Here is a 22,952-nt window from a genome sequence, read left to right on the forward strand (position 1 = left end):
GAGCACGTCGACGAGAAGATCGTCACGGCGGTGCTCACGTCGGTCATAGTCGAGTTGTTGGCTGCGTCAAGTCGTGGCCAGCCGCTCCCGGGGGCGGAAGTCGCCTCACGGTCCTTCAGGCTCCAAGTGTAAGCGATTGCTCACTGGAAGCGACGCATGTGCACGTTCTGGAGCAGACCCAGCATGAGGTAGGACCCGATGAGGCTCGTGCCGCCGTACGAGACGAACGGCAGTGGCAGCCCGGTGACCGGCATGACACCCACCGACATCCCGACGTTGATGAAGAGCTGGAAGCCGAGCACCGCGACGACGCCGGCGCCGATGAGCGTGCCGAACGTGTCGCGGGACATGCCGGTGATGCGCAGGGCACGCCACAGCAGCAGCGCGTACAGCCCGAGCAGCAGGCTGCCGCCGAGGAACCCCAGCTCCTCGCCAACGACGGTGAATATGAAGTCGGTGTGGTTCTCCGGCACGTAGGCGAGCGCGGTCTGCGACCCCCGGAACAGCCCCTGGCCGGCGAGCTGCCCGGAGCCGATGGCGATCTGGGCCTGCTCGACGTTCCAGCCCGACCCCTGCGGGTCTGCGGAGGGGTCGAGGAAGGAGGTGATGCGGGCGACCTGGTAGTCCTCCATGATGTCGAGCTGGAGCGCCCCGATGATCGACAGCACGCCGATCAGGGCGAGCGCGGCGAGGTAGCGCACGCGGACGCGGGCGAGCAGCAGGACCCCGAAGGTGATCGCCACGAAGACGATCGCCGTGCCGAGGTCTGGCTGCGCGAGGATGAGCAGCATCGGCACGGCGGCGAGCCCGATGGCCTCGAGAAGCGCACGCAGCCCGAGCGCCGACTCCCGCCGCTCCTGGAACAGCGCGGCGAGGGCGAGGATGAGGGCGGGTTTGGCGAGCTCGGCCGGTTGGAACTGGAACCCGCCCAACACGATCCAGGCCCGGGAGGCGTTGACGGTCTCGCCGGTGAGGGCGGTGACGACGAGCATGATGACCGCCGCCAGGTAGAGCATGGGCGCCCACGCCCGGTACACCCGGTAGTCGAAGAGCGCGACGCCGACCATCGCGACGAGGCCGACCCCCAGCGAGATGACCTGGCGGTTGACGAAGTACATCGAGTCCACGCCGCGCGCCTGCAGCTGGTGGAACGTCGCGGAGTAGATCATGAGCAGTCCGAAGGCGGTGAGGCCGAGGGCCGCGAGGAGCAGGAAGGGGTCGATGTGACGCCCGGGCGCGTAGAGGCGCGCCCACGTGCGTTGGACCGACTCCCGCGCGAGGCGGTCGGGCTCGTCTCCGAAGGTGACCTTCGACATGTCGCGCCTAGTCCGTCGTCGCGCCGGGCCGGATAGAGGACTCGTCCACGGACGGAAGGAGCCCCTCGAAGATGCGGCGCACGATCGGGGCGGCGGTCTGGCTGCCGCCGCCGCCCTGCTCGACCATCGCCACGATGACGTACGTGCGACCGTCGACCGGGGCGACGTTGTAGCCCGCGAACCAGGCGAACGGCTGCTTCGGCTTCAGTTCGGCGGTGCCCGTCTTGCCGGCGATCGTGACGGGGAACGACCCGAACACGCTGCCCGCGGTGCCGCCGGGCGCGGTGACCCCGATGAGCCCCTCCTCGATGTACGCGAGGTGCCCGGGGCTCACCGGCAGCGTGCCGATGACCTCCGGTTCGATCGGCGTCACGGTCCCGTCGCGGTGGAGGATCTCCTTGGCCACGTGGGGGCGGTACAGCGTCCCGCGGTTGGCCACGGCGGCGAAGGCGTTCGCCATCTGCAGGGGGGTCGTCTGCAGGTCGCCCTGACCGATCGACAGGTTCACCGCGTCACCGCCGCGCCAGTCGCCGCCGCGCTCGCACAGGTCGGCGTTCACCCGCTGCGCATAGCTGTTCGGCTCGAGCTGGCGGGCCTTCGTGCAATAGGTGTCACGGTTCTCCTCCCAGTAGGTCCGCCGCCACGCCCTACCGGGGACCACCCCGCGGCGCTCGACCGGCAGGTCGATGCCGGTCAGCTCGCCGAGTCCGAAGGCCGCGCTCATCGCGGGCAGGAACTCGTGCTCGGCGCGGTTGGCCTGCTCGTGCTCCCACATCTCCCGCGCGAGCGCGTAGAACACCGTGTCGCAGGACTCGACGAGTGCCGTGGCGAGGTTCATGGCCCCGGAGTGGCTGCGCTTCCAGTTGTTGTAGACGCTGGGGCCCCACTCCCACCGGCCGGGGCAGTCGCGCAGCTCGACGGTGTCCATGAAGCCGCCCTCGAGCGCCGCGGCCGCGGAGACGATCTTGTAGACGGAGCCCGGCGGGTAGCTCGCCTGGATCGCCCGGTTGATGAGCGGGAAGTGGCTGTCGGGGTTCTGGAGGTAGCTCCAGTACTCGTTGTCCACCCCGCCGACGAAGCGGGCCGGGTCGAACGCGGGGTTCGAGGCTATGGCCACGATCTCGCCGGTGGCCGCGTCCATGACCACGACGGCGCCGGCGGGTGCCCTGAAGTAGCCGCCGCGCTGCGGTCCGCTCGCACGGTCGCGGGTTCGCCGCGCGACCTCCATGCCCTCGGCCAGCGCCACCTCGGCGGTCTGCTGGGCCTCGAGGTCGATCGTGAGACGCAGGTCGGCCCCCGGCTGGGGCAGCGTCTCCTCGACGGTGCGCACCACCTGGTTGTTCGCGTTCACCTCGAGGCGCCGGAGGCCCTCCTTGCCCCGCAGCACGGACTCGTAGGTGCGCTCGACCCCGGACCACCCGATGAGGTCCCCGGCGCGGTAGCCGGCGTAGCGGTCGCCCGCGAGCTCCTCGCCGCTGATCTCGCCGAGGTAGCCGACGAGGTGGCTCGCGAGGGAGCCGTGGGGGTAGTCGCGGCGGGGCAGCGTCTCTGCGTACACCCCGGGGAACCGGTCGGCGCCGTTCTCGTGGATGTAGAAGGCGATCTCCTCGGGCACGTCCACCGCGATCGGCTTGGGCCGCAGCGGGCTGACCCGGGAGTTCTCGAGCCGGTCGGTGACCTGCTCCATCGACATGCCGAGGAGGTCGGCGACCTCGGCGAGGATCTCGCCGGCGCGCTGCCCCATCTGCTCCGGTTGGACGCTCACGACCATCGCGTAGCGGTTGCGCACGAGCACATCGCCGTCGCGGTCGAGCAGCTTGCCGCGGGGCGCCTCGGTGGCGATGGTGCGCACGGCGTTGCCCTCCGCACGGTCGGCGTAGCGCTCCCCCGCCATCACCTGGAGGAACCACAGCCGCGCGAACAGCAGCACGAACAGGCTCACCACGAGCAACGTGAGGAAGGTGAGCCGCAGACGGGTGCTCTCCGCCGCGTCAAGGGCGGCGGGCCGGGAGTTGGTCAGCACGGCGCCCGAGGGTAGCACCCGCCGTCAGAGCGGGGAACGTGGCGTGACCGCGGGAGCCCCGGGCACGCGTCGGGACAGGACGCCCACGGGGACGACGACGAGCGGGGCCAGCAGCGCGTTGTACAGCCCGGTGGCGAGACCCGACTGGACAGCGTCGAAAGGCGTGGAGGGCGCCGCCTCGAGCAGCTGGGAGAGCAGCCCGTAGGCGAGGACCGCGACCGTGCTCGCCGCCGCGGCGAGAGCGACCTGGCCGACGAGCCCGGTCGCCGACAGGTAGGGGCGCACGACCCCGCAGCCGTAGCCCACGAGCACGAGCACGAGGGCCCCCGTGCCGACGAGCTGGCTCCCGGTCGACAGCAGGTCGACCGCCAACCCCGCGGCGAAGCCGTAGCGGGCCCCGGTGCCGGGCCCGTCGACGAGGGCGAACCCCACCACGGTGAGCACGAGGACGTCGGGCCGCCACATCCCGAAGGAGAGCCCGGGCAGTACGACGGTGTCGAGGAGGAGCGCGGTCATCGCGACGAGCGTCATCATCGCCGCTCTGGCGATCATGTCCGGTTCGTGTCTCCCCCTGGCTGTCCCTGGGTCTGGCCTTGCTCAGGCGAGTCGGCCGGGGGCGCGTGGCGGGGAGGCATCGGTGGGGGACGCGGCGGGTCCCCCCCCTCGACGAGCTCCTCGGGATCGAGGTCGTCGGGGTGCACGGGTGCGTCGAGCACGATCTGCACGAAGCCAAGCCGCGCGAAGTTGACGTGGGGGCGGACCGACACCACCGCGCCGCCCGCCTCCCGTGTCTGCGGGTGCTCCTCGACCACGCCGACGGGGATGCCGTCGGGGATGCTCGACCCCCGGAACGCGTAGGTCACGACCTCCGCGCCGGGCTCCACCTCCATTTCCGCGTTGGCCATGTCGAGCTGGTAGGGGCGGGAGCCACGACCGGACAGGAAGCCCTCCGCGCCGCTGTCGGCGATCTTCACGACGTAGCCGGCCTGGGGCGAGGACACCAGCTGCACGCGCGCGTGGGAGCGGGTCACGGCGACGACCTTGCCGACCAGCCCGTCCTCGTTTAGGACGGCCATGCCCTGGCGCAGGCCGCTGTCGGCCCCGGAGTCGATGAGGACGGTCCACTCGAAGGCGCCTGGCGCCTCGGCGATGACCTGGGCGCCGGTGGTCGTGAAGCCGAGGCGGTCGCGCATGGCGAGCTGCGCCCGCAGCTCGCGGTTCTGCCGCTCCAGGTCCGCTTCGGACAGCCGCGCCTCCCGCAGCCGCTTGAGCTCCTCGGCCTGCGCGGCGTTCTCGTCACGCAGCCGCCGCAGGTCGGCGACGGAGGCGAAGAACGAGCCGACGGGACGCACCACCCCGGCGAAACCCTCCTGCACCGGCCCGAACACGGCCATGGCGCCGCGTTGCACGGCAGCGACCGCCCCACCGTCACCCTGCCGGTAGTCGACGGTGAGCAGCACGAGCGACACCAGCACCAAGACGGCGAGCATGGTGGGGTTGCGGCGACGGTCAGGCATTCACGACCTCGGTACCACCTGCGGTGGGTCAGACTGCCCCGCCAGGCTAAGCCGTGGGCACTGCCCCGTCAGGTTGACCAAACGGGGGCGGGCCCTGACCACGCGCTCACGCACTCCCCCTACGTCAGAACGCGGGGTCAGTGGCGCGACGACGAGATGAGGACCCGGCGCAGGGCCTCGAACTCCTCCAGGCACTTGCCCGAGCCCACCGCGACGGAGTGCAGCGGGTTGTCGGCCGTGTGGATCGGCATCCCCGTCTCGTGCTTCAGCCGCTCGTCGAGCCCGTGGAGCATCGCCCCGCCGCCGGTGATGACGATGCCCTTGTCCATGATGTCGGCGGCCAGCTCGGGCGGGCAGCGGTCAAGCGTCGACTTCACCGCGTCCACGATCGAGTTGACCGGCTCCTCGATGGCCTTGCGGACCTCTTCGGCGCTCACGATGATCGTCTTCGGCAGGCCGCTCACGAGGTCGCGCCCGCGGATCTCGGCGTGGTTCTCCTCGGGCAGCGGGAAGGCGCTGCCGATCGCCATCTTGATCTCCTCGGCGGTGCGCTCGCCGAGCATGAGCGAGTACTCCTTCTTCACGTAGTTCACGACCGCCTCGTCGAGCTCGTCGCCGCCGATGCGGATCGAGGCGCTCGTCACGATCCCACCGAGGGAGATGACCGCGACCTCGGTCGTGCCCCCGCCGATGTCGACGACCATGTTGCCGGCCGGCTCGTGGACGGGCAGGCCGGCCCCGATCGCCGCGGCCATCGGCTCCTCGATGATGTAGGCGGCGCGGGCGCCGGCCTGGATAGAGGCCTCCTCGACGGCGCGCTGCTCGACCCCGGTGATGCCCGAGGGCACGCACACGACCACCCGGGGCTTGTTGAGGAAGGTGAAGTAGCGGCGGCGGTGCACCTTCTGGATGAAGTAGCGCAGCATCTTCTCCGTCACGTCGAAGTCGGCGATGACGCCGTCCTTCAGGGGGCGGATGGCGACGATGTGGCCGGGGGTCCGGCCGATCATGCGCTTGGCCTCGGACCCGACGGCGAGGATCGCGCCGTTCTTCGTGTTGATGGCGACGACCGAAGGCTCGTTCAGGACGATGCCGCGTCCCCGCACGTAGACGAGGGTGTTCGCGGTGCCCAGGTCCACGGCGATGTCACGGCCGAAGAACTGGAGGGCGGAGACGACGTTCTGCGCCACGCAAGCTCCCTGGGGGAAGGAGGGGACAGCCGAGCGGACAATGTACGGACGGTGGGCGTCGGTGCCCGGCCGGCAGCCTACCGTGCCCTGCCGGAGCGCAGTAGTCAAAGCACGCCCATCCGGGCAAGGCTCGTCCAGTCGGGGTCGCCGACGACGAGGTGGTCGAGCAGCTCCACGCCGAGGGTCGAACCGGCCTGCGCGAGGCGGCGCGTCAGTGCCCGGTCGTCGGCGCTCGGGGTGGCGTCGCCGCTCGGGTGGTTGTGGGCGAGGAAGATGGCGCTCGCCCCGACAAGGAGCGCGTCACGGTAGACCTCGCGGGGAGCCATGAAGGTGTGGTCGGCCGTGCCGACCGACACGGTCGCCACGCCGAGCAGCCGGTGCTTCACGTCGAGGGTCACGAGCAGGCAGTGCTCCCGGTCGAGCCCCGTCAACAGCGGTACGACCAGCGCCGCGGCGTCCTCGGGGGTGGTCACCTGGGTGCGCTGTCGGGGGGGCCCGGGGCGGAACGCGCGGCCGGCCCCGACCGTGCAGGTGGGACAGGCGGGGACGATCGGCGCTGCGGTCACCACGGGGGCCTCCTGTCTGGCGCAAGCGTCGCACCAGCATGGCCCGGTGGGGCTCCCCCGGAGGGCGCCGCCGGCCCTGCGCCTGGGGAAAACGGCGAACGGCCCGCCAGCGTGGCGGGCCGTCCGCAACCGCTTCCGGCTACGTGGTCAGCCGCGGAGCCGCAGGAGGCCGGCGCCGAAGGCCATGAACGCCAGTCCGGCGAGCGGGAACGCACCACCGGTGCGCGGCAGCTGGCCAGGTCCGGCGGGGCCGGCAGGGGCCGGACGCTCACCGACACGCGGGCCGGTGAAGTCGAGCCCGCCCTGGACGGGCTGGCCGTCGCAGTCAGCCGTCACCCGCAGCTGCTCGGCGTACGTCGAGCCGGCGGGGGCGTTGTCCGGGACTCGGACACCGATGGTGAGGCGAACGCTCTGGCCTGGCCCGATGGGGCCGACGTCGTTATACGTCACCGTGAGACCGTCGACGTTGTCAGCCTGCGGCGTGGTGGAGGTGATCGTGGACCCGGGCGGGCCGGTGATCGTGTCGACCACGCGCACGTTGGTCAGCGTGCAGGTCGGGCTCTGGTTCGGCACGTCGATCGTGTAGGTGAACGTGTCGCCCGGGAAGACGACGTCGCTCGAGGCGGTCTTCGTGATGCCGTCCAGCGGCCCGCCGGGGCCCTGCGGGCCGGCGGCGCAGTTGGTGACGGACGCCTCCGCATGGCTGACGATGATGTCAACCGTGCCGGTCTCCTGCTGCTGCACCTGCACGTCGCTGCCGGCCGGCGGCTCGAGGTTCAGCAGGTCACCGAGGATGTCGGGCAGCGGGATGAGGCCGCCGCCGTCGCCAACGCCGGTGAGCACCTGGATGCGCAGCGCGTTGACGAACACGGTGTTGCTGCCGTCGGTCGTGCCGGTCCTGCCGTCCCAGTTGGTCTCCCAGAACACGACCCGGATGACCGGCGACAGGTCCACCACCAGCGTGTTCGGCGCCTGCGTCAGGTTGAGCACCGGCGACAGGTCGATCTCGAGCGCGTCGAGCAGCGGCGCGAGGACCTCGGTCTCGGCGAGGCGCAGGTTCGCGACGTTCGCGCCGGTGGCGAAGACGGGCTGGCCGCCGACGCAGCTGGCGACCGCCTCGGCCTCGACGACCTCCGCCTGCAGCAGCGTGTCGACCACGGCGAGCTCCTCGGTGACCGCGTAGGAGGCCACGTTGAACGCGTCGGGGATGACGCCCGGTCCGGTGAAGTCGACCCGCTCCTCCTGGAGTCGTCCGGACAGGCCACCGGCGGCGTTGACCTGGTTCTCGGCGACGAGGGTGCCCGACTCGAGCACGCCCTCGACGGGCACGTCGACGAGCACCTCACGGCAGAAGGCCTCGGCCTCGGGGGGGATCTCGGCGGTGCAGTTCGGGGTCTGGTCGAGCAGCGCCGACCCGCCGAGCGCGGCGTTGATCCCGTAGCTGTACCCGCGGGCGGCGTTCGCCGTCTGCGCGGCGGCCGGCAGCACCCCCGCCGCAAGGACAGCCATGGCGCAGAGCGCCAGGACGAGCGACTTCTTTGCTATCTTCGGCATTCTCTGCTCCCGAACTCGGCGGACTAGTACCCGGACAACTGAGTAACGACGGGGGGAAGACACCGGTTACGGTGACCGGCGGGAGCCTAGCCCCGCATGGGCGGCGAGGTCCAGCCACTGCAACGGACAATAACGACCTTCAGGACTACCCGCCGAAAAAGATCCGCATCTCGCGATCGGCGCTGTCCGGCGAGTCCGACCCGTGGACGACGTTCTCGCCGATCTCGGTCGCGAAGTCGCCGCGGATCGAGCCGGGGGGCGCCTCGACGGGGTTCGTGGCGCCCATGAGGGAACGGGTTGCGGCGACCGCGTCGGGGCCCTCCACGACCATCGCAACGAGCGGGCCGCTCGTGATGAACGTGACGAGCTCCTCGAAGAACGGCTTGTCGACGTGCTCGGCGTAGTGCTCCTCCGCCACCCCCCGGTCGATGGTCCGCAGCTCCAGCCGGGCGACCGTCAGCCCCTTGCGCTCGATGCGCGCGAGGACCTCGCCGATCAGGCTGCGGCGGACACCATCGGGTTTGACGAGGACGAGGGTGCGTTGCGCGGAGGTCATGGGGCGGCAGGCTAGCGGCTGTGGCCCTCGGGCCGCACGTCGCTGGCACCCCGCAGGCGCGCCGTCCGCGCGTGGCGCCTCGCCGCCGTCACGCCACCGCGAGGCCGAGCGCCGCCCGCGCCGCGCCGACGGTGTAGAGCGACCCGGTGACGACGACGGCGTCCTCCTGCGCCGCCAGGCCCGACGCGAGCTCCACCGCCGAGGCGACGTCCGGGGCGACCTCGACCGTGGGCGCCCGCCGGGTTCCCGCTCGCGACGCGCGCCGGATCAGCTTCTCGAGCCGGTCGGCGGGCGCCGCCCGGGTGCTCGGCGGTTCGGTCACCACGACGTGCTCGGCGACCTCGAGCAGCGCGTCGACGATCCCCTCGACGTCCTTGTCGCCGAGCACCCCGAGCACGAGGACCCGGTGGCGGAAGGCGAACTCGTCCTCGAGGGCGCTGGCGAGTGCCTGCGCCCCGAGAGGGTTGTGCGCTCCGTCGAGCACGACCGTGGAAGCATGCGGTCGGCGCACGACCTCGAGACGGCCCGGCGACCGCACGGCGGCGAAGCCCTCACGGATCACCGCAGGATCGAGGTTGCCGGCAAACCCGAGGAAGCCTTCGACGGCCGCGAGTGCGCAGGCGGCGTTGAGCGCTTGGTGCACCCCGTGGAGAGGCAGGTACACGTCCTCGACGTCGCCGGTGACCCCCCGCAGGGTGAGCAGCTGCCCCCCGACGGCCAGCTCCCGCGAGGCGACGTCGAAGTCGCGCCCGGCCACGACGAGACGGCCCCCCGCGCGCTCGGCCGCGTCGACGATGATTTCGGAGACCGCCGGCTCCTGGCGGGCCGCCACCACCACGGCCCCGTCCTTGATGATCCCGACCTTCTCGCGGGCCACCGAGGCGGGATCGGGCCCGAGCTCGGCGTGGTCGACGCCCACCCCGGTCAGGACCGCCACCTCCCCCCGCACGAGGTTGGTCGCGTCCCACCGGCCCCCCATGCCGACCTCGAACACGCCGACGTCCACCGGACGGTCGGCGAAGTGCACGAGCGCGAGCGCGGTGAGCACCTCGAAGAAGGTCACCCGGTCGTGGTGGCGGACGTCGACCTCGGCGAGGAACGGCCCGAGGTAGTCGAGCCCCTCGGTGAAGGCCTCCCGGCTGATCGGCTCCCCGCCGACGCGGATCCGTTCCCGGACGTCCTGGAGGTGCGGCGAGGTGAAGGTGCCCGCCGCGAGACCGAGCGCCCCGAGCAGGCACGTCACCATCGCCGCGGTGGAGGTCTTGCCGTTCGTGCCGGTGAGCTGGATGGCCGGGAAGGTCTGGTCGGGCCGGCCGAGCAGCTCGACGAGGGTCCGCATCCGGTCCAGGTCGGGCACCATCCGCTCGGGTTGGCGCGCGTACAGGGCGGCCACGCTGTCGGCGTAGGAGCCCGGGTCGCTCACTGACGGCCCCTGGCGCTGCGCTTCATGCGAGCGTGTCGAGCTGGGCGGTGAGCTTGTCGACGGTGGCACGCCACGCCGCGAGCTTGTCGCGCTCGCTTCGGACGACCGCGTCGGGAGCCTTGGCGACGAAGCCCGCGTTCCCGAGCTTGCTCTCGGCCCGGCGCACCTCCGCGCGGGCCTTGTCGAGCTCGCGCTGCAGTCGGGTGCGCTCCTCGTCGAGATCGACGACCCCGAGGAGCGGCACGTAGAGCTCGGCGCCCGGCACGACGACCTTGCCGACCGGCGCCTCGGCCGGCGCGATCGCGCTGAACGTCCACGACCCGACGCCGGCGAGTCGGGTGACGCCCTCGATGCCGGTCTCGAGCACGGGCCTACGGGCTGCGTCGGCCACGGCGACGACGTCGATGCGGGCCGCGGGCGCGAGGCTGTGGTCCGCCCGGAAGCGCCGCAGCTCGGTGACGACGTCGACGAGGGCCCCGAACCCCTCCTCGGCGTCGCGGTCGCGGCGCTGCGGGTCGGGCGCCGGCCAGGCGGCGCGCATGATCGTGCCGTCCTCGCCGGCCCCCCGCACCGTGCGCCAGACCTCTTCGGTGACGAACGGAACAATCGGATGGAGCAGGCGCAGCACGACGTCGAGCACGTGGACGAGGACCTGGCCGGCGGCGGGGTCGCGGCGCAGCTTCGCGAGCTCGAGGTACCAGTCGCAGAACTCGTCCCACACGAAGTGGTAGAGCGCCTGGGCGGCGCGCGCGAGGTCGTACGCGGCGAAGGCGGCGTCGACGGCGGCGCGGGTGGCCTCGAGGCGGGACAGGATCCAGCGGTCCTCCAGGGCGAGCACCCCGTCCGGTGGCAGGCCGCCGTCCGGGACGCCGTCCGCGGTCCGGCCGAGCACGAAGCGGGCGGCGTTCCACAGCTTGTTCATGAAGCGGCGCGCGCCCTCCACCCACTCCTCGGCGATCGGCACGTCCTGACCGGGTGCGGCCGCGCGCAGGAGACCGAAGCGGAGCGCGTCCGCGCCGTAGCGGTCGATGAGGTCGAGCGGGTCGATGACGTTGCCGAAGGACTTCGACATCTTCTTGCCGTGCTCGTCGCGGACCATGCCGTGGTTGAACACCGTGCGGAAGGGCACGTCGTCGAGCAGGTGCAGCCCGATCATGAGCATCCGGCTCACCCAGAAGGTGTTGATGTCGTAGCCGGTCTCCATGACGGTGTTGGGATACCACGCCTCCAACGCGGGGTTCGTGTCGCCCGGGTGGGTCCAGCCGAGGGTCGTGAACGGCCACAGCTGCGAGGAGAACCAGGTGTCGAGGACGTCGGGGTCCTGGCGCAGCCCGGAACCCTCCGGCGGGTCCTCGCGCAGCACGTGGAGGTTGCCGTCCTCGTCGTACCAGGCGGGGATCCGGTGACCCCACCACAGCTGCCGGGAGATGCACCAGTCGTGAAGGTTGTCGAGCCAGTCGAGGAAGCCCTTCGCGTGGTGTGGGGGCACGAAGCGCGTGCGGCCGTCGCGCACCGCCTCGATGGCGCGCTCCGCGAGGGGCCCGACCTTGACGAACCACTGGTCGGACAGCCGCGGCTCCACGATGGTGCCGCAGCGCGAGCAGTGCCCCACGGCGTGCGTCCGGCGCTCGACCCGCACGAGCAGGCCGAGCGCGTCGAGGTCGGCCTTCACGCGTTCCCGGCACTCCATGCGGTCAAGACCGGCGTAGGCGCCGCCCGCGGGGCCGATCGTGGCCTCGTCGGTCATGACGTCCACCGCCTCGAGGTCGTGACGGCGGCCGATCTCGTAGTCGTTGGGGTCGTGCGCGGGCGTCACCTTCACCGCGCCGGTGCCGAACCCGGGGTCGACGTGGGCGTCGGCCACGACGGGGATGTCGCGGTCCTGCAGGGGCAAGCGGACCGTGCGGCCGACGAGGTGGGCGTAGCGCTCGTCGTCGGGGTGCACGGCCACGCCGGTGTCGCCGAGCATCGTCTCCGCCCGGGTCGTGGCCACGACGACGCCGTCGGAGCCGTCGGCCCCGGGGTAGCGCAGATACGCGAGCTCGCCGTCCTCCTCGACGTGGTCGACCTCGATGTCCGACAGCGCGGTGCGGCAACGCGGGCACCAGTTGATGATCCGGTTGCCGCGGTAGACGAGGCCGTCGTCGTAGAGCTGGCAGAACACCTCGCGGACGGCCCGGCTGCGCGGCGCGTCGAGCGTGAAGGCCTCCCGGTCCCAGTCGCACGAGGCGCCGAGCCGGCGCTGCTGGCGCATGATGCGCCCGCCCGACTCGGCCTTCCACGCCCACACCCGCTCGACGAACGCCTCCCGCCCGAGGTCGTGGCGGGACAAGCCCTCCCCGGCGAGCTGACGCTCGACGACGTTCTGCGTAGCGATGCCCGCGTGGTCCATGCCGGGCAGCCACACGGCGTTCCTGCCGCTCATGCGGGCCTGGCGGACGAGGGCGTCCTCGATCGCCGAGGTGAGCGCGTGGCCGAGGTGCAGGCTGCCGGTCACGTTCGGCGGGGGCATGGCGAGCGAGAACGGCTCGCCGGGATCGTCCGGCTCGGCGTGGAAGAAGCCCGACTTCTCCCACCACGTGTAGAGGCGCTCCTCGACCTCGGCGGGGTCGTAGGTCTTGGCCAGCTCGCGCAACATGCGGGAAGTGTACGAGGGGCGCTGGCCGCGCCGCCCGTCGCGCGTCAGGGGGCGTGGTGGGTCGTAGCCCCCACGCTGACCCGCAGCAGGTCGGTGCCGCTGAACACGTAGAGGCGCCCCCCGGCGTCGACGCGCACCGGCGGGTTGGGGGTGAACGCGACGTGGACGAGGCCGCGCGCGAGCACGGTCGTCGCAAGCGTGACCGGGTCGATGCGGACGAGCCGCCTGCCGTCGACCCCGTAGAGCGCACCGTCGGCGGCGAGCAGCTCGCCGGTGCGCCCGGCGGTGAGGTTCCTGCTGGCGGTGACCTTGCGCGTGGCGGCGTCGAGGGCGAACAGCGTCGCGTCGCGGGCCAGGCCGTAGACGGTGCCGCCGATGGCCGCCAGGCCTGAAAGGCGCCCGCCGCCGGGGACCGGCACCGTCGCCCACAGCCGCCGGCCCGTGCGCGCCTCGACCGCGGCGAGGCGCGCGTCGTCGCCGATGCCGCCGACCACGGCGACGGCGCCGGGCAGCGACGTGACGGCGTTCGGCTCCTGGCCTCCGCCGAGCGGGTCGGGGTGGACGTGGAGCAGGGACCCCGCGTCGTCGGTGACGACGAGCGCGCCGCCCCCGGCGAAGTCGGCGTTGGCGACGACGAGCAGGAGGCCGGCCGCGGCGTCGTGGTGGATCGCCCGCGGCCGGTTGTAGACATCGGCCCAGTTGGCGACCCGGGCCGCGGCGCCGGCCCCCCGCACCTCCCAGAGCTGCCCGTTCGGGTAGGTCGCGAGGTAGGCCCTGGCGCCGACCGCCGTCGCGGTCTTCGCCTCGCCGGAGATGACGACGCGGCGTGAGCCGCTGCCGTCGGCGGCATGGACCTCGGCGGCGTTGTTCGTGCCGACGACCACGTCCTCGCCGGCGACCGCGAGCGACTGGGGCCGCTCGACGCCGCCCTGCGCCCCCGCACCGACGAGGTCGGTCAGGGTGACCTCCCCCGTCGGCAGGTCGTGGCTGAACACGATGCCGGGAGCGGTCACGCCGAGCAGCCGGTTGGCCACACGCACCGACCGCCGCGTGGGCACGTGCGCGACCGGGGTCGACAGCGCCTCGAGCGCACCCGTGCGCCGGTCCATCCGGTAGAGGGTGCCCGAGGCGATGCCGCTGAAGTAGACGCTGCGGCCATCGACCTCGACCGCCCCGACGGCGTGCTCTCCGGGCGGCTCGACGATGCGGTAGCTCGCCGGGTTATGGCGGTCGATCACGCCGACCCGCGCGGGCTCGGCCTGCGTCGCGGCGACCACGAGCAACTCGGTCACGCGCAGGGAGTAGACCCCGACGCCGTCGCGGAGCTCCGGCGGGAGGATGTGGCGGGCCGCCCCGGAAGCCCGGTCGATGGCCACGAGCCCGGCGCGCCGCCGGCCCAGGCCGACGTAGACGGTGTCGGCGGTGGCGGCGACCGCGGTGACCTCGCTGCCGGTGGGGTCGGCGAAGGCGAGCCGTCGGACCCGGCGGGTGGCGATGTCGTAGGCGAAGACCACGCCGCTTCGCGCGGTCCCGAGGTAGAGGGTGCGCCCGTCAGGGGAGGCCGCCATCGACGAGTAGGCCTGGTCGAGGGGCCGGGACCCCTCGAGCCTGCGCCGCGTCGCGTCGAAGCGGTAGAGGTTCGCCTCGCCTCCACGGGTCCCCCACATGCCGATGTAGACGTCCGCGCCGATCGCCGCCATCGCCCAGCAGCGCAGACCCGTCGGGATGAGGAGGGTGTCGGTGACGAGACGCCGCGCGGGGTCGTACTCGGCGAGGCGCGCCGGTTGGAGGCCGAGCGTGACGACGTACAGCCGCTCGCCGTTCCAGGCGGCGCTGTTCGCCGGGAACCCGCTCGCCGCCGGCCCGAGGTTCTCGATCACGCCGGATCCACGCCTACGGCGGCACCGGCCGCGTCAGGTCCTCATGTCGCCCAGTCGGGGCGCCCCACTACGCGGAGCGCTTCTTGCGCCGGTCGTCGGCCTCGGCGCGGCGAACGAGGGTGGGGTTGACCTTCTCCCGGACGACCTCGCCGGTGATGAGGCACTCCCCGACGTCGTCGAGCGAGGGCAGCTCGTACATCGTGTTGAGGAGGACCTCCTCGAGGATGGCGCGCAGCCCGCGTGCGCCGGTCGAGCGCAGGATCGCCTGGTCCGCGATGGCCTCGAGCGCGTCCTCGGAGAAGTCGAGCTGCACCTTGTCGTACTCGAAGAACTTCTTGTACTGCTTCACGAGGGCGTTCTTCGGCTCGGTGAGGATGCGGATGAGCGCCTCGCGGTCGAGCTCGCACACGTTCGTGACGACCGGCAGCCGGCCGACGAACTCGGGGATGAGCCCGTACCTGATGAGGTCCTCGGGCAGCACCCGGCCGTGCAGGTCGGAGAGGTCCTTGTCGTGGCTGCCGCGGACGTCGGCGCCGAAGCCGACCCCGCGCCGGCCGATACGCTGCTCGATGACCTGCTCGAGCCCGGCGAACGCGCCGCCGCAGATGAACAGCACGTTTGTCGTGTCGATCTGGATGAACTCCTGGTGCGGGTGCTTGCGCCCCCCCTGGGGCGGCACGGACGCGACCGTGCCCTCGAGGATCTTCAGCAGCGCCTGCTGCACACCTTCCCCGGAGACGTCCCGCGTGATCGAGGGGTTCTCCGACTTGCGGGCGATCTTGTCGACCTCGTCGATGTAGATGATCCCGGTCTCGGCCTTCTTCACGTCGAAGTCCGCGGCCTGGATGAGCTTCAGGAGGATGTTCTCGACGTCCTCGCCGACGTAGCCGGCCTCGGTGAGCGCGGTCGCGTCGGCGATGGCGAACGGCACGTTGAGCAGCCGGGCGAGCGTCTGGGCGAGCAGCGTCTTGCCGGAGCCGGTCGGTCCGAGCAGCAGGATGTTGGACTTGGCGAGCTCGACCTCGTCCTCGCGCGTGGGCTGGGACCCGTTGCCGGACGGCCCGCCCACCCGGATGCGCTTGTAGTGGTTGTAGACCGCGACGGCGAGCGTCTTCTTCGCGGTGTCCTGGCCGACGACGTAGTCGTTGAGGAAGCTGTAGATCTCGACGGGCTTCGGCAGGTCGCCCGGGACGAGGTCAGGGGTGTCGGCGAACTCCTCCTCGATGATCTCGTTGCAGAGGTCGATGCACTCGTCGCAGATGTAGACACCCGGCCCGGCAATGAGCTTCTTGACCTGCTTCTGGGACTTGCCGCAGAAGGAGCACTTGAGCAGGTCGCCGCTCTCGCCGAACTTCGCCATCCCTGCTCGTCCCCTTCCGGTTCCCGTCGCTCGGCGTCATGGTAGCGAACCCGGGTCCCGCAGACACGGTCCCCCGACGCCGCCCGGTCAGCTCGCCCGAAGAGCAGCCTCCTGCAGCTTGCGGGTCTCGATGACCCCGTCGATCACGCCGTACTCCTTGGCCTCGGCGGCCGTCATGATGAAGTCGCGGTCGGTGTCCGAGGAGATCTTCTCGATCGGCTGACCGGTCTTGCCGGCGAGGATCTCGTCGAGCAGGTCGCGGATCCTCTGGATCTCCCGGGCCTGGATCTCGATGTCGACCGACTGCCCCTCCGCCCCGCCGTGCGGCTGGTGGAGCAGCATCCGGCTGTGGGGGGTGGCGAAGCGCTTGCCCTTCGTGCCGGCGGCGAGGAGGACCGCCGCCGCGCTCGCCGCCTGGCCGAGGCAGAACGTGCCGACGTCGGGCTTGATGAACTCCATCGTGTCGTAGATGGCCAGTGCCGCGGTCACCGACCCGCCCGGTGAGTTGATGTAGAGGTTGATGTCCTTGTCGGGGTCCTCGCCCTCGAGATGGAGCAGCTGGGCCATCATGAGGTTGGCGATCTCGTCGGTGATCGGCGTGCCGAGGAAGATGATGCGCTCCTTCAGCAGCCGCGAGTAGATGTCGAACGAGCGCTCCCCCCGATTGGTCTGCTCGATGACCATGGGGACGAGGTAGTTCGCGACGGGCTCCACAGCTGGCATCCTCGGACTCCTTCGCAGGTGTGGGGCCACGATACCGCTCAGGATGCGGTGTCGTCGCCAAGGTCGGTGCGGTCGGTGGACGGCGCCTCCTCGGCGGCCTGCGGCGGGCCGGACAGGACCTGCACGCCCGCCACGAGGTGCTCGACGGCCTTGCGCCGGTAGGTCTGCCCGACCAGGGCGGTGACGCCCTCAGGGTGGCCCATGAGCTCGGCGAGCTCGTTCGCGTCGCGCCCGAGGTGCGCGGCCTGCCGGGTGAGCTCCTCGCGCAGGTCGTCGCTCTCGACCTCGATACCGGCGTCGCGGGCGACCGCCTCGACGACAAGCTGGGCCTTCACCGACTTGCGCGCCTCCGCCTCGAAGCGCTCGAGCAGCTGCTCGTTGCTCAGGCCCGCTGCGGACAGGAAGGCGTCGAGGGGCATGCCGTACTGCTCGGCCTGCCGCTCGACCTGCTCGAGGCGGTAGCGCAGCTCGCTCGCCACCATCGACGGGGGCAGGGGCACCTCGACGAGGTCGCTCACGGCCTCGACGACCCGTCCGCGAAGCGCGTCCCTCGCCTGGGCGAGCTTCTCGGCGGCCAGGTGCTCGCGCAGCGCCGACCGCAGCTCCTCGACGGTCTCGAACTCGCTCGCGTCGGCGACGAACTCGTCGTCGAGGTCGGGCAGGCGCCGGGTCTTCACCTCCTTGACGATCACCGTGAACGCCACCTGCTGTCCAGCGCGCTCGCCGTAGTCGGCGCCGAGCGTGTCGGTGAACTTCAGGATCGCGCCGGCCCTCGCGCCGACGAGGTTGCGGTCGAGCTCGGAGTCGGTCTGCTCAGGGTCGCCGACCTCGTAGACGGTGTCGTCGGCGCTCGCCTCGGGGACCGCCTCGCCGCCGCGGGCGCCGCTGACGCTCATGAGGACGTGGTCACCGACCCGTGCGGGGCGGGTGACCGTCTCGAGGGTCGCGAAGCGCTCCCGGAGCCGCTCGATCTGCTCGTCGACCTCCGCGTCGGTGACTTCCCAGTCGGGGTGCGGGATCTGCAGCTGCGCGTAGTCCGGGACCTCGATCTCGGGCCGGACCTCCACGGTGGCGGAGAACACCGCCTCGCGGCCGTCCTCGAACGTCTCGAGCTCGATCTCGGGCTGGCTGATGACCGCGAGCTCCTCCGCCTGGGCCGCTTCGCTGTAGAAGCGAGGAAGGGCGTCGCGGGCCGCCTCCGCCCAGATGGCGTCCTTGCCGAGACGGCTCTCCAGCACGCGCTTGGGTGCCCGGCCCGGGCGGAAGCCGGGGATGCGGACCTCGCTGGCGAGCCGGCGGGCGGCCTCGTCGATGGCCTCGGTGACGCGACTGGGCTCCACGGTCACGGTGAGCTTCACCGTGGTGTCGTCGACGCGCTCGACGGTGGTCTTCACGTGCGCACCTTGCCTGCGAGGGGACCTGGACGGCCATCGTAGGAGCGGCGCGTCACGGGGCGCCAATGGTCCGGTCCGCGAGGCGCCGCTCGACGCGCGGGGGCGTCGCGCGCCGTCGCCACCGACGCAGGGCGGCTCGAGCGAGCGCGGACAGCGCCCAGGCCGCGAGCACACCGACCGCAACAGCCACGGCGAGGCTCGCCATGAGCTGGGCGAACAGGACGAGCACGATGGCGGCGACGTCACCGGCGGTGAGGTCCGGCCACAGGAAGTCGAGGCCGGCGAGGACGGGTGGGATGAGCATGGCCGGTCCTTTCATCGCGGGGTGAATACGCGGGGTGGTCAGCGCGCCGTGGCGCGGCGCCACGCGACGAGGGCGGCGCACGCCGCCCAGACGGGGGCGTAGGCGAGGGCGTTCAGCTCCCAGCCGTACACCCCGGCGCGGGAGGCGAGGAGGGCGAGCGACCCGGCAGCCGCCGCACCCAGGCACCAGCCGGCGCACCAGCCGGCCACCCGGCGCCGGGCGAGGTGCGCGCCGGCCACCGCGCCGGCCAGGCCGGCGGGCGCCGACCAGACGATAGCGGCGCCGGTGAGCACGAGGAGCAAGAGGCTGGTGAAGCCGGGGCCGTCGAAACCGGCGATGAGGACCATGGCGAGGGCCTTTCGTCTCAGGAGCGGGCAACGACCTCGACGAGGCCGAGGGTGAACAGCACGAGCAGGCAGGCCACGGCGGCGGCGTACACCCCGGGGACGCGCCGGGGCGGGCACAAGCGGCGCAGCACGGCGCCGAGGCCGGCCATGACCGCCGCGACGGCGAGCATGCGGGCCCCGCGCGCCAGGGCCGTGACCGCGAGGAACGGGCCGAGTGCGGCGCCCTCGCCGGCGGCCTGGAACGCGAACGCCTTGTAGGGCACCGCGGACAGCGGCTGGGTCCAGACCCCTCCCGCCCCGGCGTCGGCGAGCAGGGTGCGTGCGGTGTCGGCCATGCCGGCGGTCACAAGCGGCAGCGCGGGCACGTGGCCCGCGGCGCCGAGGCCCCAGGCGGCGGCGCCTCCGGTCACCGATCCGGCGGCCCCGGCGAGCGCGAGCGGCAGGAACCGGGTCGGGGCGGCGGCGGCGAGCAGGCCGATGCCGAGGTCGGGTATGACGGGGAAGACGAGCGCCTCGGCGAACGACCAGGCGAAGACCACCGCGATGCCGCGGGGGGTTGCGGCGAGGGCGCGGGCCCGGGCGTACACGGTGGGCCGGGGCGCCCGGCGGCCGGCTGGGCCGCCGTCGGCGGCCGCCCCCGCGTCACGCGTGTTCCCGGCCGCGGTCGCTGCTGCGGCGTCGGCGGCGAGGTGGCGGACCCGGTCCTGGAGGTCCGCGGCGACGGCGGCGGGGTCCGCGCCGGGCGGGTAGCGGCGGGCCTGGCCGAACACCACCGCGACGGGTCCCCGGCGAGGACGCCGGGCGCCCTTCGGCAGCAGCGCCGCGGTGCCGGCCAGGCCCACCGGCACGACGGTCGCCCCGGCCACCGCGAGCCGGCCGATCCCCGCGCGGAACGGGCCCCCGTCTCGCGTGCCCTCGGGGAACAGCAGCACGACGCGGCCTGCGGCGAGCTGCGCGGCGGCGCGCTCCAGCCCCGCGGGCCCGCGGCGGGGGAACGGGAAGGCGCCGAGCAGCGCCGCGGAGAGCGTCCCGCGCAACCTGCCGGCGAAGAAGTAGTCCTCGGCGGCTGCGGGCGCGAGGCGGCCGCGCAGCCGGCGCGGGAGGGCGCGCAGGATCACCGCGGTGTCGGCGTGGCTCGTGTGGTTGGCGACGAGCACGACCGCGCCGTCGGGCAGCCTGTGGGCGCCATTCACGGGCAGCCGGCCGGCGGCGGCGCGCAGGAGCGGGAAGATCGCAAGCCTTCGCACGAGCACGCGCAGCGCAAGCAGGGGCCAGGTGCGGACCGCGCCCCGGTGGAGCGGGCCGGAGCGACCCACCCGCGAAGGCGTGGACGGTGGGGTGTGGCGGGCGGCGCCCGCGACGGGCTCGCAATGGGGCCGGGCGGCACCGAGCGGCGTCACGCCCATGCGAGCACCCACCCCGTGGCCAGCGGCGCGGCGACGAGCAAGGAGTCCGCCCGGTCGAGCAGGCCGCCGAAGCCGGGCAGCCACCCCCCGGCGTCCTTCACGCCGGCGTGGCGCTTGACGAGCGACTCGAGCAGGTCACCCCACACACAGCCGGCGGCGACGACCACGGGCAGGCCGATGGCCACCGGGGCGGGCAGGCCGGCCAGCGCGAAGCCCATGAGCGCGACACCAGCTGCCGCGCCGGCGAGGTTGCCCGCGACGCCGGCGCGCGTCTTCGCGGGGCTGATCCGAGCGGCGAGGGCGGCGCCGCCGAGGCCACGGCCGGCGACGAACGCGCCGACGTCGCTCGCGGCCACCGCGACGACGAGGGCGAGGAGAATGCCTGCCCCACCCGGGACGTGCAGGCGCAGCACGAGCAGGCATCCGGCCAGCCACGGCACCCACGCGAACCCGAGGGCGGCGGCCGCGAGGTCGCGCAGCCCCCCGGGGTCCTGGCGGACGAGCGGGACGGCCGAGGCGGCGAGCAGAAGCGCGGGCAGCAGCACGAGCCAGGCGAGGGGCGAGCAGGCAGCAGCCGCACAGGCGACCACCGCGGCGGCGCACAGCCCGTGGCGCCACCCCCGCGGCAGTCGCACCAGGCCCGCGTACTCCCGGCCGGCCTGCAGGGCCAGGGCGGTGACCGCCGCCAGCGCCCCCCAGGAGCTCGCCACGGCGAGCGCGAGGAGCGGCGCAACGGCGGCCCAGCTCGCCCAGCGCCGCAGCAGCGTCCGACCCGGCAGGTCGCCCACGCCGCGGCGCTCGGCGACGAGGACGGCGGCGAGGCCGGCGAACAGGACCGCGCCGATCCGCGTGGCGCCGGGACCGAGGAGCGGCGCCGACGTCTGCCCGAGCACTGCGGCGCTCACGGCGCGCTCACCGCCCGGGGCGTCCGGGGCGTCCGGGCCGTCGCGCGGCGCAGCCGGACCAACCGCGCGACGGCCGTGACCACCCCGCCGGCGAGCACGGCGGCGGCGGCGACGGTGATCGGCGTCGCCGCGCCGGTAGCGCCCGCGGCGGCGGCGCCCAGACCGACCACGGCGACGCGTTCGGCCTTGCCGAACGGACCGCCGCAGTCCCGTCGCCCCGTGACGGCGAGGGCGAGCACCCCGACGAGGCTGGCCGCGAGCGCCGCGGCCAGCGCGCCGGCGGCCAGGGCCGTGGACGTCACGGCCGCCACACCGGCGAGCAGGCCGACGTCCCCGAGGCGGTCCCCCACCTCGTTCGCCACCACGCCGGACGGCCCCGCTGCGCCGCTCCTGCGCGCCAGCCGGCCGTCGAGGGCGTTGGCCGCCAGGCGGGCGACGCCGAGCGGTCCGACCGCCATCCACAGCGCCGGCGTGTCGAGCAGCGCGCCGAGCGCGAGGCACGTCCCGGCGGCCCAGCCGAACGCGGCCCCGGCGGCGGTGACGGTGCCCGGGCGCACCCCCCGGACGGCGAGTGCGTCCTCGAGCGGAGCAAGCCGGCGGGTGAACCACGGCTTGGCCGCGTACAGGCCGCAGGGCGGGCGGACGTCGCTGGTCCGCGGGGTCCCGATGCCACGCTGCTCGACGGCCACCGCTTCTCCCCTCCTCGGCGTTGTGTCCGATCGTGCGGCGCCGTCGCGGCGGAGCCATCAGGGACATCCCCGATCTCCTCCCGGGGACGGCCGGGGCCAGTCTTGGGGGGCGGCCCGGAGCGTTTGGCGGAGCGGCCTCGCCGCGGGCCGTCGCCGCCGGGGTCGCGCGCACCGTCGACGCCATTGCGCGGGCGGTTGCGCCGGGCGTGGGAGCGGCGGGCACGCCTCGTCGGCGGTGGTGCCGTCCTGGGCTCGCGCTGATGTACCAGCCGGCGCTGCGGCTGGCGGCGTCGACGGTCGACCTCGACGAAGACGCTGCCGGGGCCGCCGGCTTCCCGCCCCTCGACGAGCGCTCGAGCGTCCTCGCCGCGGACGGCTCCGTCCTCGCGATGCTCCACGGCGAGGTCGACCGCCGCGTGGTCCCGCTCGACCAGATCCCCGGGCACGTGCGGCACGCGGTCATCACCGCCGAGGAGCGGCGCTTCAACCGAGCCCGGCGGCCACGACCCCGAGGCGATCGCCCAGGCGTTCGGGGCGAACTGCGGGGGCGCAGGCGCGGCGCGGTCATCCGGGCCAGCCCCGAGGAGGGCTACCTCGACGAGGGGGCGGCGCACGCCGCCATGCTGGCCCCGCCCAGGGGATGCTTGGGTCGGATCGCCGGGGCATGCCGACGCCCTGGTCGTATGCTGGCGTCACGGGACGTGGCGCAGCTTGGCAGCGCGCCGCCTTTGGGTGGCGGAGGTCGCGGGTTCAAATCCCGCCGTCCCGACGTGGCAGTGCCGCACTGCGCGCCGACGCCTCGCGCTCGTGGCGGCCGCCGTGGACGTGGCGCACACGGGCGCCCGGGGCACGGTGGGGGAGGCGACCGGGGCGGTCGTCCTGTTTCGCGGCGTGGCCAGCTCGCTTCCTTGCCGTACCGGCGGGCCGTCCTGCTGCCGGGGCGCAGCGGTCGCTGACGCGCCCGGCGGGGCTCCGGGGTGCGGTCAGCCGGCATGTCGAAGGCTCTCGCCCCTGCGAGACCCGTGGCCCCCACCGGTGCCGACAGGGCCGGCGTCCCCCCCACGCGCACGGCGTCTACCGGGCTCGCCGGCCTGCCCCGGTGTGTCCGTCGCGGCGGACCCGCCAGCGTCGCTCGGGCGGCGGGCGGGGCGGTCCCGGGGG

19 protein-coding genes and 1 tRNA gene are annotated in these 22,952 nt (G+C 73.3%); 1 reads left to right on the plus strand and 19 read right to left on the minus strand.

Going from position 1 to position 22,952, the window contains the following annotated elements; all coding sequences use genetic code 11:
* Positions 1 to 140: 140 nt before the first annotated feature.
* The 19 genes from rodA to VM324_10545 form a co-directional block, all read right to left on the minus strand.
* Positions 141 to 1,316, minus strand: coding sequence for a rod shape-determining protein RodA (rodA, locus tag VM324_10455; protein HVL99699.1), 1,176 nt, complete (start codon positions 1,314 to 1,316; stop codon positions 141 to 143).
* Between the two features lie 7 nt (positions 1,317 to 1,323).
* A complete protein-coding gene (gene mrdA, locus VM324_10460) occupies positions 1,324 to 3,339 on the minus strand; it encodes a penicillin-binding protein 2 (protein HVL99700.1) in 2,016 nt (671 codons plus the stop codon).
* A gap of 24 nt (positions 3,340 to 3,363) precedes the next feature.
* On the minus strand, positions 3,364 to 3,891 hold the full coding sequence (gene mreD, locus VM324_10465) for a rod shape-determining protein MreD (protein HVL99701.1): 528 nt from the start codon (positions 3,889 to 3,891) through the stop codon (positions 3,364 to 3,366).
* Positions 3,888 to 4,856, minus strand: coding sequence for a rod shape-determining protein MreC (mreC, locus tag VM324_10470; protein HVL99702.1), 969 nt, complete (start codon positions 4,854 to 4,856; stop codon positions 3,888 to 3,890). Before mreC ends, mreD begins: the two co-directional genes overlap by 4 nt.
* A 137-nt stretch (positions 4,857 to 4,993) precedes the next feature.
* On the minus strand, positions 4,994 to 6,046 hold the full coding sequence (locus VM324_10475) for a rod shape-determining protein (protein ID HVL99703.1): 1,053 nt from the start codon (positions 6,044 to 6,046) through the stop codon (positions 4,994 to 4,996).
* 104 nt (positions 6,047 to 6,150) lie between these two features.
* Positions 6,151 to 6,612: a JAB domain-containing protein gene (locus VM324_10480; GenBank protein HVL99704.1), complete on the minus strand. Its 462-nt coding sequence runs from the start codon at positions 6,610 to 6,612 to the stop codon at positions 6,151 to 6,153.
* Between the two features lie 147 nt (positions 6,613 to 6,759).
* On the minus strand, positions 6,760 to 8,166 hold the full coding sequence (locus tag VM324_10485) for a hypothetical protein (GenBank protein HVL99705.1): 1,407 nt from the start codon (positions 8,164 to 8,166) through the stop codon (positions 6,760 to 6,762).
* A 145-nt stretch (positions 8,167 to 8,311) separates the two neighbouring features.
* On the minus strand, positions 8,312 to 8,722 hold the full coding sequence (ndk, locus tag VM324_10490; GenBank protein ID HVL99706.1) for a nucleoside-diphosphate kinase: 411 nt from the start codon (positions 8,720 to 8,722) through the stop codon (positions 8,312 to 8,314).
* 88 nt (positions 8,723 to 8,810) lie between these two features.
* Positions 8,811 to 10,145 carry a Mur ligase family protein gene (locus VM324_10495; GenBank protein HVL99707.1) on the minus strand — a complete coding sequence of 445 codons (1,335 nt, stop codon included), beginning with the start codon at positions 10,143 to 10,145 and terminating at the stop codon, positions 8,811 to 8,813.
* Positions 10,146 to 10,167: 22 nt separating this feature from the next.
* Positions 10,168 to 12,783 (minus strand): valine--tRNA ligase, encoded by a 2,616-nt coding sequence (locus VM324_10500; protein ID HVL99708.1) that lies wholly within the window; start codon positions 12,781 to 12,783, stop codon positions 10,168 to 10,170.
* Between the two features lie 44 nt (positions 12,784 to 12,827).
* Positions 12,828 to 14,663: a PQQ-binding-like beta-propeller repeat protein gene (locus VM324_10505; GenBank protein HVL99709.1), complete on the minus strand. Its 1,836-nt coding sequence runs from the start codon at positions 14,661 to 14,663 to the stop codon at positions 12,828 to 12,830.
* Positions 14,664 to 14,730: 67 nt separating this feature from the next.
* On the minus strand, positions 14,731 to 16,023 hold the full coding sequence (clpX, locus tag VM324_10510; GenBank protein ID HVL99710.1) for an ATP-dependent Clp protease ATP-binding subunit ClpX: 1,293 nt from the start codon (positions 16,021 to 16,023) through the stop codon (positions 14,731 to 14,733).
* An 87-nt stretch (positions 16,024 to 16,110) separates the two neighbouring features.
* Complete coding sequence (locus VM324_10515; GenBank protein HVL99711.1) at positions 16,111 to 16,746, minus strand: ATP-dependent Clp protease proteolytic subunit; 636 nt, start codon at positions 16,744 to 16,746, stop codon at positions 16,111 to 16,113.
* Between the two features lie 38 nt (positions 16,747 to 16,784).
* Positions 16,785 to 18,140, minus strand: coding sequence for a trigger factor (gene tig, locus VM324_10520; protein ID HVL99712.1), 1,356 nt, complete (start codon positions 18,138 to 18,140; stop codon positions 16,785 to 16,787).
* A gap of 52 nt (positions 18,141 to 18,192) precedes the next feature.
* A complete protein-coding gene (locus VM324_10525) occupies positions 18,193 to 18,444 on the minus strand; it encodes a hypothetical protein (protein HVL99713.1) in 252 nt (83 codons plus the stop codon).
* A gap of 38 nt (positions 18,445 to 18,482) precedes the next feature.
* A complete protein-coding gene (locus VM324_10530; protein ID HVL99714.1) occupies positions 18,483 to 18,791 on the minus strand; it encodes a hypothetical protein in 309 nt (102 codons plus the stop codon).
* Positions 18,792 to 18,808: 17 nt separating this feature from the next.
* Positions 18,809 to 20,197, minus strand: coding sequence for a lysophospholipid acyltransferase family protein (locus VM324_10535; protein ID HVL99715.1), 1,389 nt, complete (start codon positions 20,195 to 20,197; stop codon positions 18,809 to 18,811).
* A complete protein-coding gene (locus tag VM324_10540; protein HVL99716.1) occupies positions 20,188 to 21,102 on the minus strand; it encodes a phosphatidate cytidylyltransferase in 915 nt (304 codons plus the stop codon). The genes VM324_10535 and VM324_10540 overlap by 10 nt, the downstream gene beginning before the upstream one ends.
* On the minus strand, positions 21,099 to 21,791 hold the full coding sequence (locus VM324_10545; protein ID HVL99717.1) for a hypothetical protein: 693 nt from the start codon (positions 21,789 to 21,791) through the stop codon (positions 21,099 to 21,101). The genes VM324_10540 and VM324_10545 overlap by 4 nt, the downstream gene beginning before the upstream one ends.
* A 695-nt stretch (positions 21,792 to 22,486) precedes the next feature.
* On the opposite strand from VM324_10545, the gene VM324_10550 reads away from it, so the two are divergent.
* Positions 22,487 to 22,560: transfer RNA gene (locus VM324_10550), tRNA-Pro, on the plus strand.
* Positions 22,561 to 22,952: the final 392 nt, after the last annotated feature.

Source organism: Egibacteraceae bacterium, from assembly GCA_035540635.1.
Lineage (GTDB): Bacteria > Actinomycetota > Nitriliruptoria > Euzebyales > Egibacteraceae > DATLGH01.

Coding starts and splice junctions, on each gene's coding strand:
- VM324_10485 (HVL99705.1), bottom strand. CDS start 8,166: ATGCCGAAGATAGCAAAGAAGTCGCTCGTCCTGGCGCTCTGCGCCATG.
- mreD (HVL99701.1), bottom strand. CDS start 3,891: ATGATCGCCAGAGCGGCGATGATGACGCTCGTCGCGATGACCGCGCTC.
- VM324_10500 (HVL99708.1), bottom strand. CDS start 12,783: ATGTTGCGCGAGCTGGCCAAGACCTACGACCCCGCCGAGGTCGAGGAG.
- VM324_10515 (HVL99711.1), bottom strand. CDS start 16,746: ATGCCAGCTGTGGAGCCCGTCGCGAACTACCTCGTCCCCATGGTCATC.
- VM324_10535 (HVL99715.1), bottom strand. CDS start 20,197: ATGGGCGTGACGCCGCTCGGTGCCGCCCGGCCCCATTGCGAGCCCGTC.
- ndk (HVL99706.1), bottom strand. CDS start 8,722: ATGACCTCCGCGCAACGCACCCTCGTCCTCGTCAAACCCGATGGTGTC.
- mreC (HVL99702.1), bottom strand. CDS start 4,856: ATGCCTGACCGTCGCCGCAACCCCACCATGCTCGCCGTCTTGGTGCTG.
- rodA (HVL99699.1), bottom strand. CDS start 1,316: ATGTCGAAGGTCACCTTCGGAGACGAGCCCGACCGCCTCGCGCGGGAG.
- VM324_10525 (HVL99713.1), bottom strand. CDS start 18,444: ATGCTCATCCCACCCGTCCTCGCCGGCCTCGACTTCCTGTGGCCGGAC.
- VM324_10530 (HVL99714.1), bottom strand. CDS start 18,791: ATGGTCCTCATCGCCGGTTTCGACGGCCCCGGCTTCACCAGCCTCTTG.
- clpX (HVL99710.1), bottom strand. CDS start 16,023: ATGGCGAAGTTCGGCGAGAGCGGCGACCTGCTCAAGTGCTCCTTCTGC.